Origin of the sequence: Niveibacterium terrae (genome assembly GCF_048213115.1) — a bacterium.
Taxonomy (GTDB): Bacteria; Pseudomonadota; Gammaproteobacteria; order Burkholderiales; family Rhodocyclaceae; genus Niveibacterium; species Niveibacterium terrae.
Genome location: NZ_CP172404.1, coordinates 392,646 through 406,052, shown reverse-complemented (window position 1 = coordinate 406,052; position 13,407 = coordinate 392,646). Strand labels below are relative to the sequence as shown.

Sequence of the window (13,407 nt, the reverse complement as noted above, 5' to 3'; positions counted from 1 at the left end):
TTTTTTCTGCCCCCTCTCCAGAGCGGATTCCGATCGGCATCCGCTCTGGATTCAAACCATTCGTCATTCGCGGAGTAAAATCGCAGCATCATCACTGCTGCCGATTCCGCGATGTCACACACCTCCCGCTTTGCCGCGCTTGCCCTTTCCCTGCTTCTGTTTCCCGTCGCAGCGCAGAGCGGCTCGCTGTCGGCTTCGTCGCACGCACTGTCGCGCGCGATCTCCGCGACCGTCCGGGCTGCATCCCATTCGCTGCGCGCGTCGAGCCGGGCCTCCGAGAAGGCCGTGGCGCTGAACGAAGGCGACTACCGGGTCGTCGAAGTCGCTGACGCGCCCCCCGAGGCCAACACCCGCCTGACCCTGATGCCACTCGCGAGCGAAGACCCCGAGGACGGCGTCTATCTCTTCCTGCCGGCAGGGCAGACCGCTGGCGCCGACCTTCGCCAGGGCGCGATCGTCTCGGTCAATTCCCGCCCCTACGGCATCGCAATCTCGCTCCGGGGAGCCGCCCATCCCTTTGCGCTGGTGCTTGAAGATTCCTGGACTTCGCGGCTCGACCCGACCGCGGTGACGCTGTAAAGCGCGCAGCCACTGCTGCCGGTATGCTGAACGCCCTCCTCCTCCTCCGGCGCCCGAACGCCATCGTGAGCCAACCATGCCCCCAGGCCTGAACCCATGAAGATCCCGAGCCGAATCGAACCGCTGGTGACCGATGGACTGGTCGACGAAGTCGTCCGCCAGCTGATGAGCGGCAAGGAAGCGATGGTCTATGTCGTGGTGTGTGGCGATGAGCTGCGCTGCGCCAAGGTCTACAAGGAAGCCAACAAGCGGGGTTTCCGTCAGGCCGTCGCCTATACGGAAGGGCGCAAGATCAAGAACAGCCGCCAGGCCCGGGCGATGGCCAAGGGCTCGCGCTACGGCCGCGAAGAACAGGAAGCGGCCTGGCAACACGCCGAAGTCGACGCCCTGTACCGCCTCGCCGATGCGGGGGTACGCGCTCCGACTCCGTACAACTTTTACGAAGGTGTGCTGCTGATGGAGCTGGTGACCGACGGGGACGGCGAGCCTGCACCACGGCTCAACGATGTCGTGCTCAGCGCCGCGGATGCCCGGCGCTATCACGCGCAGCTGATCCGCGAGGTTGTGCGGATGCTCTGTGCCGGCATCGTGCACGGCGACCTTTCCGAGTACAACGTGCTGATCGATCGCGACGGTCCGGTGATCATCGATCTGCCCCAGGCGATCGATGCCGCGGCCAACAACAATGCCTGCGCGATGCTCGAACGCGATATCGCCAACCTCGCCGCCTATTTCGGCCGCTTCGCCCCCGAACTGCTCGAAACCGACTACGGGAAAGAGATCTGGTCGCTCTACGAGAATGGCAAGCTCAAACCGGACAGCGAACTCTCCGGCCGTTTCGAGCACAGCGAAAAGCCCGCCGACCTGGCCGAAATCATTCAGGTCATCACCGCGGCAAGCCGGGAAGAAGAAGCGCGGCAAGCCCGCCGGAATCCGACCAATGCGGATGACACGGTATAGACGCAGCAGCGATGTCCGAGCACTTTGTCATTCCGCCCGATGAAGTCGAGATCACCGCGATCCGGGCCCAGGGCGCGGGCGGGCAGAACGTCAACAAGGTCTCCAACGCGGTCCATCTGCGCTTCGACATCGCCGCCTCATCCCTTCCCGAGGCGATCCGCACGCGTCTGATGGAACTGGGCGACCAGCGCATCACCCGGGATGGGGTCATCGTGATCAAGGCCCAGGAATTCCGCTGCCTAGAGAAAAACCGCGCCGAAGCGCTGCGCCGGCTCCAGGAGCTGATCGATCGTGCTGCGTTCCGTCCCAAGAGCCGCCGCGCGACCCGCCCGACCCGCTCATCGATCGCCCGACGCCTGCAGAGCAAGGCGCTGCGTTCGGCCGTCAAAGCCGGACGACGGATGAAGGGTGAGTGAAGATCCGTCCCTTCGCCTTCCCTGGAAGTAGAATTTCCCCTCATCTTCGCGAATCCTTACGGATGCCATCATGATTCTTCGCGGTTCATTCTTCTCGAACACCCTCGAAATGGAGACGGGCCTCACGGTCCTCGTCCCGAACAGTTCTCTCTCCCGAGGTCCGCACAAGCTCGCCTATCTGCTGCACGGGCTGTGCGGGCGAAGCGGCGACTGGATCGATTACACGATGCTCCCCGTCTTCGCCGAGCAGCACGGCATCGCCTTCGTGATGCCCGAAGTCGCGCGCAGCTTCTACTCGGACATGGTTTTCGGGCAGAAGTACTTCAGCTATGTCAGCCGCGAGCTGCCCGAGGTCTGCCGGAATGTGTTCAACCTGTCCGCGCGGCGCGAAGATACGCTGGTGCTGGGCGCTTCGATGGGCGGCTATGGTGCCCTCAAATGCGCGCTGTCCTTCCCCGAGAACTATGGCTTTTGCGCCGCTCTCTCCTCCCCCTGCCTTTTTCTGAAGGAAGGCCTCGAAAACCAGAGGAAGTACGGGAAGACCGAAGAGTTCGAGAAGCTCTATGGCCGGCAGCTGCTCAACGATTTCGAGGCGATCTTCGGCAGCGGACTCGATTGGCGTCCGGAGAACGAGATCCTGGAGCTGGCACGGATGGCGAACGGCCAGAAACTCAAACCGAGGCTCTTCCTGGCCTGCGGCACCGAAGATCCGCTGAGCCACGACAACCGCCGCTTCCGCGACGAGATGGACAAGCTGGATCTGGACATGCGCTATCAGGAATGGGAAGGCGCCCACGACTGGAACTTCTTCAATGCCGCGCTCGAAAGAGCCTTGAACCATTACCGGATCGGGCAATGAGCGGCACAGAAGCGGGGCACTCCGAAGGCGGCCGGATCGATCTCCTCTCCGCGCAAATCCGCTCCCCACAAGACAAGGCCTGATAGTGATGCCGACTTTTCGCTCCGATCTGTACATCAAGGTATTCGAGAACCGGATGCTCGCCCGCAACATCGCCCGCCGCGAGGCCGTCGAGATCAGTGCGGAGCGCGCTTTCTCCCACCCGCGCATGCTCGTCGGCGACTTCGTCGAAGCCCAGAGATGCCTGAAAAAGGCCGTCGCGACGGCCAACGGACCGGGTCTGGTTTTGCGGACGCGGATACTGATACAGCCGATGGAGAAAATTGAGGGGGGCCTCACCCAGGTCGAGGAACGGCTGTTCATCGAACTGGCCCTTGGGGGTGGCGCCGCCAAGGCGATCGTCTGGATCGGCCAGCCCCTGAGTGACGAAGCGGTTCAGGAAAAACTGCGCTGAGCGCTGGCTGAAACACGGATTCCGGACTCACCCTGCCAAACAGCTTGTAGCCCCTATCCCTTCGGATCACAATCGCGCAAGAGCCTGAAGATACGGCCAGTATTTATTCAAACCGCTCGCCAGGGTCTTTTGATGAAACGATTGCGCAAAATCTTCCTCTGTGCGCCCGACGGGACTCCTTCCTCCGCCGGCGAAGCACTGGCATGAACTCGATCCGGAACCACCTTCCGACCCGGATATTCTGGCTCGGTTTCATGACCCTGATGGGCGGGCTGAGTCTTTCTGAAGCCATCGATGCGCATTCCCCCGGAAAGGCTCTGGCGGGAATCGGTCTGATCCTGCTGGGCATCCTGAACTTCATGGAACCGCTGTTGCTGTCCACGCCGATCAACCGGCTCTTTTCGGGATCGCGGCAAACCGCGGTCGGCTCCCGTCGCGTGCGACTCGCCCTGTCGGTTCTCGGCTTGACCGCACTGGCCGCGGGCCTTCTGCTGAGGCTCGTCGACTGAAACTCCGGTCCAGATGCGCGACATCTTTTTTTGTAATCCGCGCGCGGAATTCGCCCGTTTGATTAAGCTTCACGCTTTTTCTTTGGAAGTTCCCTCCGGGCGCCGCTCGCGCAGGCCGCCCCGGAAATGATCCGTTTCTGTCGTGTCCACATCCGATTCCCCCTCCCGGCGCAACCACCACCTCGTCTGGCTCGTCGCCGGCGCCTTCTTCATGGAGTTGCTCGACTCCACGGTCATCACAACGGCTCTGCCGCAGATGGCCCAGAGCTTCCATACCCAGCCCATCCACCTATCGACCGGAGTCAGCGCCTACCTGCTTGCTCTGGCGGTCTTCATCCCGCTGAGCGGCTGGATGGCGGATCGCTTCGGGCCTCGCCAGGTTTTCGGCGGTGCCCTGCTGATCTTCAGCTTCGCATCGGTGTTGTGCAGCCTCAGCACCAGTCTTCTAAGCTTCACCGCGGCACGCATCCTGCAAGGCCTGGGCGGCGCAATGATGGTTCCGGTCGGGCGGATGGCGGTGCTGCGTACGACCCCGAAGGAGCGCCTAGTCCAGGCCATCGCGATGCTGACCTGGCCGGCCCTGAGTGCGCCAGTGCTGGGCCCGCCTTTGGGTGGCTTTATCACGACGCACTGGAGCTGGCACTGGATCTTCCTGCTCAACGTGCCTTTCGGTCTGATCGGCTTCGCTCTGACCCTGTACCTCGTCGACGGCGAGCCAGGCGGACGCCGGCCTTTCGATTGGTCGGGCTTCCTGTTCAGCGGCCTGGGCTGCTGCGCGTTGATGTATGGCTGCGACCTGGCCAGCCAGACGCCCTTCGACGGCCTTCAGGTCGCCCTCTCGGCCTTAGTCGGCGCCGTCGCCCTCTTTGTGGCTTTGCACCACCTGAAGCGCACACCACACCCGCTGATCGAGCTCGATGCGCTGAACATCCCGACCTTCTTTCTGACGATGAGAGGCGGCTCGCTGTTCCGGATGGCGATCAACAGCGCGCCTTTCCTGTTCCCGTTGATGTTCCAGCTCGCCTTCGGTTTCAATGCGACCCACTCGGGTCTGCTGCTGCTCGCGCTCTTCGCGGGAAATCTGTGCATGAAGACCGCGACGACTCCGCTGATGCGCGCCTGGGGCTTTCGCTCCGTGCTGATCGCGAACGGCATCCTGGTCGCGCTGGGCTTTCTGCTCGCGATGCTGCTGACCCCGACGACACCGACGCCGCTGATCATGCTGGTTCTCTTCTTCACCGGCCTGAGCCGCTCGATGCAGTTCACGGCGCTGAGCACCTTCAGCTTCTGCGACGTGCCCCAGGACAAGATGAGTGGCGCCTCGACGCTGAGCAGCATCCTCGTTCAGATGAGCTCGGGCCTGGGCGTCGCGCTCGCGGCGATCGCGCTGAGAATCGCCTCGTCCGCTTTCCCCGCCGATGGGCACGGACTGTCCGTGGCCGCTTTCCGCGCCGCCTTTCTCGCGATGGCCGCGCTCAGCGCATTCGGTCTGATCGATCTTTTCGCGCTGTCGCCGAACGCCGGAATCCGGGTCAGCGGGCACAAAGCCTGATCGATTTCAAAAGAAAACAGCCCGGAAGCCGTTGCCGACCACCGGGCTGCACAGGAGAGAGTTTGCTCAGCGCGCGACGCTGTCGCCGCCGTTCGCCTTCATCAGTGCCTTCACTTCGTCGGCCGAGACGAGGTTGAAGTCGCCATAGACCGAGTTCTTCAGCGTCGAGGCTGCGACCGCGAATTCGAGCGCGGAAGCGTCGTCGTTCGGGTAGCTGATCAGACCGTAGATGAGGCCGGCCGCGAACGCGTCACCGACGCCGACGCAGTCGACGACGTGGTCGATCGCATGGGTGCGCGCACGGATCATCTTGCCGTCGGCGTAGAGCAGGCCGGTCAGCACATGGTGGTTCGCATCGAGGACATTGCGCAGCACGAGGAAGATCTTCTTCGCGTTCGGCGCCTTGGCCTGGACCTTGGCGAGGAACTGCTCGTAGGCGGCCAGGTCGATGGGCTCATCGACGCTTTTCGCCTTGTAGGCGACGGGTTCGATGCCATAGGCGACCTGGTATTCGCTGCCGGTGCCGAACAGCACGTCGGTCTTTTCGAGCAGCGGTCCCATCACTTCGGCCGCGGTCTTGCCGTACTGCCACAGCGCCTTGCGATAGTTCAGATCGCAGGAGACCGTCAGCCCCTTCTTCTTCGCGACTTCGATCGCGCGCAGCGTCGTGTCGGCCGCGTCCTGGGACAGACCGGGGCCGATGCCCGACCAGTGGAACCAGGTCGCGCCTTCGAGCGTCTTCTCCCAGTCGATCATCTCGGGGCGAAGCGAGACGAAGGACGAGTTCGCGCGGTCATAGACGACCTTGGAGCCGCGCTGAGCGACCGGGTTTTCGTAGTAGTACAGGCCCAGACGGTTGCCACCGAAAGCGATGCTGCCGGTTTCAACCCCGTGCGAGCGCAGCTCCATCAGGCAGGCTTCCGCGATGTCGTTGCGCGGCACGCGCGTCACGAAGCCGGTCTTCAGACCAAAGTGAGCCAGCGACACGGCGCAGTTGGCTTCGCTTCCGCCGAAAGTCGCGGTAAAGGAAGTCGTTTGCGACAGCTTGAGATAGCCCGGAGGCGTCAGGCGAAGCAGGACTTCGCCGAAAGCGATGATTTTGGGTTCCATGGTCTCTGATATATCACAGTCGAGAACCCTGATATATCACACTTGGCCAAACAAGGACAGGAGCGCCGACAAACATCGCCCAAGCTATTGCACGCCGAAATGCACACTGTGCTGCCGATGCAGACCTGGCGGCGCCAGTTTGCTAGCATGAAGGCCGGATATGGAAGGATCACCGGCCCATCATGAGCACAAAAGACAAACCCGCTGAATACGGCACCGAAGACATCCTGGTCAGCCTCTGCAACTCGGTGACCCGGGTTCTGACCGTTGCGACCCAGAGCCAGATCCACTACTCAGGGATGGTTCAGCGGATCACGAAGACCTGCCTGAAGCCGGATATCGGCTGTTTTGTGCTCTTCGACGGAGGCTTTTCCGGCCTCGTCGTCATCAATTTCTCGTCCGAAGCGGCGATGGAGCTCTACGAGAGCTACATGCTGAACATGGGCATGGGCAAGGCGGATCTGGCCAGCGTCTATACGTCCGACGAAGTCAGCAACGTGATGGGCGAGCTGATGAACCAGATCGTCGGCGAGTTCATCGGCAAGGTCGCGCGCGAGCTGCAGACCCACATCACGCAGAACCAGCCCAAGATGCTGGTCATCAACAAACAGGTCGTGCTCAGCGTCGACACGAACCTCGATCGGCCCCAATCGCGCCGGGTCACTTTCTATACCGGCCGCAACAACATCTTCTATCTGGAGCTGGCGATAGACCAGACCGAGTTCATCAAGCTCTACGACTTCGAACCGCAGGAAGTCCCCGACCCGGATGCGCTGATTGCCCAGGCGAGAGCCGAAGCGTCCGCCCCCCCCAAACCCGCTCCCGCAGCTCAAGCGAACGATTACGACGATCTGCTCAACGATCTGGGAATGTGAGGAAGATCCGGCCAGGAACAACATCGGACATGCGCGGATGAGGGCAGGCACGCCCAGCTTGGGTCGCCACCAGTCTTTCGGGCTCTGCCTGGGCACGCTGCCGACTCCGGCCGGCCTCGTCCGTGACACCCGCCTTCCGCCATCGCTTGCGCTGCCGCGTCACACGCATCGCTCGTCCTATGTCTGCGTCGTGCTCGACGGCGCCTACCTTGAAGACTGGCGCCGCCAGCACGACTGCCGGCGCGGATCTGTTCTGATCCACCCCGCCAACACCAGCCACGCAAACCAGGTGGGGTCCCACGGCGCGCGCTGCGTCAATATCGAGCTCGACGCGGCAGGGTTCGGAGATCCGGATCTGGCGACTCGCCTGACCAGGCCCGGCCATCTGCGCCTGCCGCCAACCCACGCAGCACTGAGCGGGCTGGCCGATGCGCTCGCCGCCGCCGACCCCTTTGCCACCCATGAAGCGATCCTGACCCTGCTGGACACTTGCCGGGATCTGCCGGTCAATGCGGGCAGGCCCCGGTGGCTGAGGGATGTCATCGATGCGCTCGAAGCCGATCTTTCCGTCAGCCCTTCGCTGACCGAGCTGGCCGCACTGACCGGGCTTCACCCTCATCATCTGGCCAAGGCCTTCAAAGAGTCCCGGCACGAGACGATAGGCGCCTACCTTCTGCGCCGACGCCTCGAATGGGCGGATCAGGCGCTGCGCGGACATGACGAATCGCTCGCAGAAATCGCTTTGCGCTGCGGATTCTGCGATCAGGCGCATTTCACCCGCGCCTATAACCGCCACTACGGCATCAGCCCGGGACGCAAACGGCGGCAGATGCAGGGCTGAAACGCGAATCCGGTACAAGACGGGTAAGTGCGGCTGCGCAATAGTCGCGGCATGAAACCTTCCATGCTCTGCCTGATCGCCGCCCTCGCCACTCTGTCCGGCTGCACTCCGGCCGCCGCCAGCCCGCTCAACGACGCGCTGGCCCCCCTCTTCACGCTCGATCAGAGTGAAGTGCTGCACCGCCTCAAAGCACTGGACCCGGCCAGCCTCAGCGCGAAGGATGCGCGCACCCGTCTCTGCGTGCTCGAGCGCTTCAGCGATCCGCACGCCGCCGAACGCCCCGAGACCGGGCTGCCGGTCGAGGTCTCGAGGATCCTGAGCATCTTCCGCCGCTACTGGAGCGATGCGCTGCTGCACAGGCAAACGCTCGATCAAGCCGATTCGGCACTGCTCGAGGCGCTGCGCGCCGAGCTCGACCTGCTTGGCGCCGACCTGGAGACGGCCTACGCCGCGCTGCAGACCCGGATCGAATCTGCCGGCCTCCATGTGTTGGGTGGCCGGACTCCTCCGCTCTACGAACTGATGATCTGGCGCACCCAGATCGATTCGAAGGAAAAGCTGAGCCTTCCGGAAGGAGAGGTCGAAGCACCGGTCAGCCTGCTCGACGATTTCGCCAGCGGCGGCTGGCCCTCCTGGGCCTCGTGCGATCAGACGGGTACCGGAGGCTGGACGACGTCCTCGCGGATCATGACCGTCCGCTCGGCATGGCAGCGGGGCAGCGAGGCCTACCGTGTCAGCCTGCTCGGCCACGAAGCCCAGCATTTCAGTGACAAGCAGCGCTTTCCGAAGCTGGAGTCGAGCGATCTCGAGTTCCGCGCCAAGCTCGTCGAACTGATCCTCGCCAACAAAAGTCAGGCGGACTTGCTCGCCAAATTCACGCTCCGCGCGAGCCGCCAACGCAGCCTGCCCCACCCCTTTGCCAACTTCTGGGTACTTGAAAAGCTGCGCGAGCGCCTGCACACGCAGGACCTGGCGCAAGCGACGCCTGAGCAGATCCGCAGCGCGGCCATCAACGAACTGCACGCTCATACGGCCGCGCTGCTGCGCAGCGGAGCGGCTCAGGCCGGAACGGCCCTCCCCGACTGAGCGGAACTAGCGCGTCAGCTCGAAGCGGTGACCGCGGAAGCTCAGCACCGCGCCCTTCGGGTTGATCCGCTCGATCGAAAGCTCGGGCGTGATCGCCTCGCCTTCGTGCAGCAACTGCCCATTGACCATCAGAATCCGGTTCGCGGGCTTGTCCGAATAGACCGCGCCATCGAAATGCAGCGCCGGCAACGCGCGCCGGACTTCGTCGGGCAGTTCGGCCAGAGCGGGCACGCGCTCTTCGCCCGCTCTGGCTGGAGCAACGGCCACGGCTGGCGCGGCGCTGGGCGCGGGAGCCGGCGAAGCAGGCCGGGCAGCAAGCTGAGCGGGCGAAGCCGTCGGCGCGGTCGAAATCACTGCGGGAGCCCCGGCAGGCCGGTATAGCGGCTGCTCGGTCGGAGCGTGGCCCGGAGCGGGCGGAGTCGCTGGAGCCGGGCCAGGCACAGGAGCTGGAGCAGTAGCCTGAGCTGGAGCCGGCAGCTGGGCGATTGGCGTCGCCGGCGCAGAGTGCGAAGGCCGCAAGGCGAGCCAGGCAACAGCGGCCGCCAGCACGACCGTCGCTCCGGCAAGCAGCCACAGCCACGGCGTCTGAGCGCGCGAGCGTTCGGCAGGCAGAAGAGGGGCCGCGGCCTGATCGTAAAGACCCGGGACTTTTTCGTTGGCGCGCTCGCTTTCGGCGCGGCGCAGGGCATCGAGGATGTAGGACATGTCAGGATTGGGGCTTTAGCGAAGGCTCGGCGACGCCGCTGGCCCGGTTCAAAAGCATCAGGGTGATCGGACCGGCCTTGCCGTCGGGCTTGAGGCCTTGCGCGAACTGGAAAGCGGACACCGCCGTCCTCGGTTGAGAATCGGAGGGATGGCCCGCGATTTCGGGAGAGCGATGCGCGAGCTCGCTGAGCCGCTGCGCAAGCCGATCCGTGTCAGGCCCGGGCGCGATATCGCCAGTCGCGGCCGAATAGCCGGCCGGAGCGCGCCACAACGTCGCGAATTCACCCCGCCACAGAGGAGCCAGCGAAGCGAGCGCGACCCGGTGTGGCGTGCCGCCCGGTACGCGCAACAGCGCGACCTGCTTGCCCAGGCCGAGCATCAGCACGGGCAGCGGTTTCTGGCCCTGATCGTAGAGAGTCAGGATCACCGGTCGATCGAGCTGGCGGATCTTGCCGAGATTCCCGGCCCGGTCGCGGAAACAGCGCACGCCCAGATCCGCTGCAGCGGCACAGGGATCGTCGGCAGGCAGCGCGAGGCCCCACAGGCTACCCAGCTCGCGCCAGGCGGCCGGCTCGCCTCCTTCGCCCAGGCTCGCGCGCAGCGTCGCGGCCTGCAGCCAGAGCGGAGCCGCTTGCGGCGCGGGCGCGGCCAGGTGCGCGACCGCGCGCCGCTCGACACGGGCAAACGGGCTTCTGAGCAGATAGAAGGCCGCCAGAGCTGCGGCGAGCACCACGACGCCCCAATGCCAGCGCCGCTTGCCGGCGACTTGCGGCGTCACGCCGAAGGCCTCGCGTGCGGCCTTGTCGACAATGCTCGCGCTGACCCGGCTCTTGCCCTCCGCATAGGCGCCGAGCAAGGCCCGGTCGCAGAGCAGATTGATCCGGCGCGCCACGCCCCGCGCATGATGCATGACCCTCTTCAGCGCACGGCGATCGAAAGGCAGAGTGCCTTTGAAACCGGCCACGCGCAGGCGGTGGGCGATGTAGCGGACCGTATCCTCGGCCGACAAAGCCTCCAGGTGATAGCGGGCGATCACGCGTTGGGCGAGCTGTTCGAGCCCCGCTCCGGCGACCATCTCGCGCAGCTCGGGCTGACCGACCAGAACGATCTGCAACAGCTTGCGCTCGTTGGTCTCCAGATTGGTCAGCAGGCGCAGCTGTTCGAGCACTTCGGGCAGCAGGTTCTGCGCCTCGTCGATGACCAGCACCGCGCTCTCGCCCTGGGCATGGGTGCGCAGCAGCCAGGCGTTGAGCGCATCGACCTGAGCCTTCAGCGTCGAACCGGCTTCGGCGCGCGGGATTCCGAACTCGTCGCACACGGTTTCGAGCAGCTCGGCGACCGTCAGCTTGGGGTTGTAGATGTACGCGACCTTGCAGTGCTCCGGCACCTGTTCGAGCATGCAGCGACAGACCGTGGTCTTGCCCGAACCGATCTCGCCGGTCAGCAGCACGAAACCGCCGCCGCCCTGGAGACCGAACAGCAGGTGGGCGAGCGCTTCGCGGTGACGCTCGCTCATGTACAGATAGTGCGGATCGGGCGCGATCGAGAAAGGCGCCTGCTCCAGGCCGAAGTGGCGCGCGTAGAGCGGCTGCGCCGCATCGATTCGGGCTTCCGCGGAAGAGGAAGTCGGGGATTTCGTCGTCATGTTTTCAGCGGACCTGGGCTTCTTTGCGCTTGGCCGCATATTCAGCATCGCTGATCAGGCCCTGATCGTGCAGGCGCTCCAGCGTGGAAAGCCTGTCCATCGGAACGGGTGCGGCCGGCGCGGTCGGGGCGGCCGGCACTTCGACAACGAGAGGCCGGGCGGCGGCGGGCGGCTCGGAGGAAGACGCGAAGGCGATCCAGTCCGCCCTGAGCAGGCGGCCGTCGTCAGCCAGTCTCGCCTGGGCCGAGGGCGTCGCGCGCGATGCGGTCAGTATCTTCTGTCTGGGACGGCCTCCAGGCGGAATCCCGAGCAGGCCATCGGAGAGGGCCGTGCCCACGATCAGCTGAAGCCGACCGCCGGCAACGAATACCCTCCCGGTCGTGCTGAGCTTGAGCCCGAAAGCGCCGAGCTTTTTGTGCTGGCCGGTGATCAGGAAGAGCAGATCCCGATCCGGACCGATCGCGCCAAGCCCCAACGCGAGCGCGGGCGCCAACCGTTCGATCTCGTCGGGCGAGAACAGCGGCACACGCTCGCCCTTCCAGTTTGCGGACACCGACGCGAGCGATGCGGCGATCTCGTCGGCCCCAAGCCGGGCCGGATGCTGGTTGGCTTCCGAGCCCCCCTCGCGCCCGACCGCCTGAATGAAGTCCCAGTCGCCCCAATGAAAAGCCGCATCGGGATCCTTGGCCCAGGCGTTCATCCGGCTCTGATCGCTGCCGATCAGAGTGCCCAGACCAGAGAACAAACCGGCCTGAACCTGGGGAGCGAAGCCCAGCGCAAAAGCAAAGCAGCCCAGACAGATCGCCCGGGCGGCGGGAAACGACGGAAACATCGGGAAGACTCCATGAGCGGCACTCGCCGCCGAGACGCGAAGTGTAGTGCCTCGCGCCCGATTTCTGGCACGCGCGAATGCGAAGCAATGTTAGCGCGGAGCGCAATGAAACAAGATGCAAACGCAACAAGGTTGCAACAATCATCTTCCCATGCTCCAATAGCCGCCCTCGCCCAATGCGGGCGACCACTCTCTCTGCCGAGGAATTGATGCTGATGAACGTCTCTGTCGCCGCGGCCAGCAGTGCGCTGGGCGCGACGCTGCTGGCCAGGCTGCTGCTCAAGGCCATACCGGGACGCTGGATGGGGGTTCTGATCGGGTTTGCTGCCGGCGTGCTGCTCGCGGTCGCGCTGCTCGGGGCTCTGCCCGAAGCGCTCGAAGACAGCTCGGCGGCCGGGAACATCCCCACCGTGATGCTGATCGGGCTGCTCGCGCTTTTCGGCATCGAAGCCGCGCTGAGGCTCGGCTCGGCCCACCACGAAGAAGAGGGTGGCCTGGAGCGGGGCGTCAGTGCCCGGGTGATGATGGGCTCCTCGCTGCACCACTTCGCTGACGGCGCGCTGATCGCTACGACCTTCGCGGCCAGCCCCGGCCTGGGCTGGGGGGTTGCACTCGCGGTGCTCGCTCATGAAGTCCCGCACAAGGCCGGGGATCTTTCGGTGCTGGTGCGGGCCGGCAACACGCCCCGGCGGGCGGTCGCCATCGCCTGTATCAGCGCGCTCGGCGCGCTGCCCGGAGCCTGGCTGGGCGCGCTGGCTCTGGAACTGGCCAAACAGGCCGTGCCCTACTGTCTTGCGCTGGCCTCGGCGAGCTTCCTCTACATCACCTTGTCCGATCTGCTCCCGGCGATGCGCCGCGAGAAGAGCCGGCGGATCCAGGCCAGCCAGTTCGTCGCGCTGCTGATCGGAATCGGCATGATCGGCGGGCTCGAAGCGCTCGCTCACGCCTGAGCGCTTCGCGCGCGGCGCTAAAGCCTGACGCGGC

At 64.7% G+C, this 13,407-nt stretch carries 15 protein-coding genes; 11 read left to right on the top strand and 4 right to left on the bottom strand.

Annotation, left to right across the window (positions count from 1 at the left end):
* Nucleotides 1-111: 111 nt before the first annotated feature.
* From ACHFB9_RS01870 to ACHFB9_RS01840, 7 genes are all read left to right on the top strand, one after another.
* Entirely contained in the window at nt 112-579 is a 468-nt protein-coding gene (locus ACHFB9_RS01870) for a hypothetical protein (RefSeq protein ID WP_417069286.1), read from the top strand.
* 96 nt (nt 580-675) lie between these two features.
* Complete coding sequence (locus ACHFB9_RS01865) at nt 676-1,539, top strand: PA4780 family RIO1-like protein kinase (protein WP_417069285.1); 864 nt, start codon at nt 676-678, stop codon at nt 1,537-1,539.
* Between the two features lie 11 nt (nt 1,540-1,550).
* Nucleotides 1,551-1,955, top strand: a complete 405-nt coding sequence (arfB, locus tag ACHFB9_RS01860) for an alternative ribosome rescue aminoacyl-tRNA hydrolase ArfB (protein ID WP_417069284.1) — start codon at nt 1,551-1,553, stop codon at nt 1,953-1,955.
* 70 nt (nt 1,956-2,025) lie between these two features.
* Complete coding sequence (locus tag ACHFB9_RS01855) at nt 2,026-2,814, top strand: alpha/beta hydrolase (RefSeq protein WP_417069283.1); 789 nt, start codon at nt 2,026-2,028, stop codon at nt 2,812-2,814.
* An 88-nt stretch (nt 2,815-2,902) separates the two neighbouring features.
* Complete coding sequence (locus tag ACHFB9_RS01850) at nt 2,903-3,268, top strand: hypothetical protein (RefSeq protein WP_417069282.1); 366 nt, start codon at nt 2,903-2,905, stop codon at nt 3,266-3,268.
* A gap of 203 nt (nt 3,269-3,471) precedes the next feature.
* Nucleotides 3,472-3,777, top strand: a complete 306-nt coding sequence (locus ACHFB9_RS01845) for a hypothetical protein (protein ID WP_417069281.1) — start codon at nt 3,472-3,474, stop codon at nt 3,775-3,777.
* Between the two features lie 142 nt (nt 3,778-3,919).
* Nucleotides 3,920-5,329: an MFS transporter gene (locus tag ACHFB9_RS01840; protein ID WP_417069280.1), complete on the top strand. Its 1,410-nt coding sequence runs from the start codon at nt 3,920-3,922 to the stop codon at nt 5,327-5,329.
* A 66-nt stretch (nt 5,330-5,395) separates the two neighbouring features.
* On the opposite strand, the gene ACHFB9_RS01835 is transcribed toward ACHFB9_RS01840, so the two are convergent.
* Entirely contained in the window at nt 5,396-6,439 is a 1,044-nt protein-coding gene (locus tag ACHFB9_RS01835) for a PfkB family carbohydrate kinase (protein WP_417069279.1), read from the bottom strand.
* Nucleotides 6,440-6,621: 182 nt separating this feature from the next.
* Between ACHFB9_RS01835 and ACHFB9_RS01830 the strand changes: the two genes are divergently transcribed.
* The 3 genes from ACHFB9_RS01830 to ACHFB9_RS01820 are packed head-to-tail and all read left to right on the top strand — an operon-like array spanning nt 6,622 to nt 9,241.
* Nucleotides 6,622-7,314 carry a DUF3334 family protein gene (locus tag ACHFB9_RS01830; RefSeq protein ID WP_417069278.1) on the top strand — a complete coding sequence of 231 codons (693 nt, stop codon included), beginning with the start codon at nt 6,622-6,624 and terminating at the stop codon, nt 7,312-7,314.
* 37 nt (nt 7,315-7,351) lie between these two features.
* Nucleotides 7,352-8,155, top strand: coding sequence for a helix-turn-helix transcriptional regulator (locus tag ACHFB9_RS01825; RefSeq protein WP_417069277.1), 804 nt, complete (start codon nt 7,352-7,354; stop codon nt 8,153-8,155).
* A 51-nt stretch (nt 8,156-8,206) separates the two neighbouring features.
* A complete protein-coding gene (locus ACHFB9_RS01820) occupies nt 8,207-9,241 on the top strand; it encodes a hypothetical protein (protein ID WP_417069276.1) in 1,035 nt (344 codons plus the stop codon).
* A 6-nt stretch (nt 9,242-9,247) separates the two neighbouring features.
* On the opposite strand, the gene ACHFB9_RS01815 is transcribed toward ACHFB9_RS01820, so the two are convergent.
* Genes ACHFB9_RS01815 through ACHFB9_RS01805 form a run of 3 tightly spaced genes read right to left on the bottom strand, consistent with a single transcriptional unit; the run spans nt 9,248 to nt 12,423 of the window.
* Nucleotides 9,248-9,946 carry a general secretion pathway protein GspB gene (locus tag ACHFB9_RS01815; protein ID WP_417069275.1) on the bottom strand — a complete coding sequence of 233 codons (699 nt, stop codon included), beginning with the start codon at nt 9,944-9,946 and terminating at the stop codon, nt 9,248-9,250.
* A 1-nt stretch (nt 9,947) separates the two neighbouring features.
* Nucleotides 9,948-11,591: an ExeA family protein gene (locus ACHFB9_RS01810; RefSeq protein ID WP_417069274.1), complete on the bottom strand. Its 1,644-nt coding sequence runs from the start codon at nt 11,589-11,591 to the stop codon at nt 9,948-9,950.
* 4 nt (nt 11,592-11,595) lie between these two features.
* The gene (locus ACHFB9_RS01805) at nt 11,596-12,423 is read right to left on the bottom strand and encodes an SHOCT domain-containing protein (RefSeq protein WP_417069273.1); all 828 of its coding nucleotides are present in this window, start codon (nt 12,421-12,423) and stop codon (nt 11,596-11,598) included.
* 215 nt (nt 12,424-12,638) lie between these two features.
* On the opposite strand from ACHFB9_RS01805, the gene ACHFB9_RS01800 reads away from it, so the two are divergent.
* On the top strand, nt 12,639-13,373 hold the full coding sequence (locus ACHFB9_RS01800; protein ID WP_417069272.1) for a ZIP family metal transporter: 735 nt from the start codon (nt 12,639-12,641) through the stop codon (nt 13,371-13,373).
* Nucleotides 13,374-13,407 lie beyond the last annotated feature (34 nt).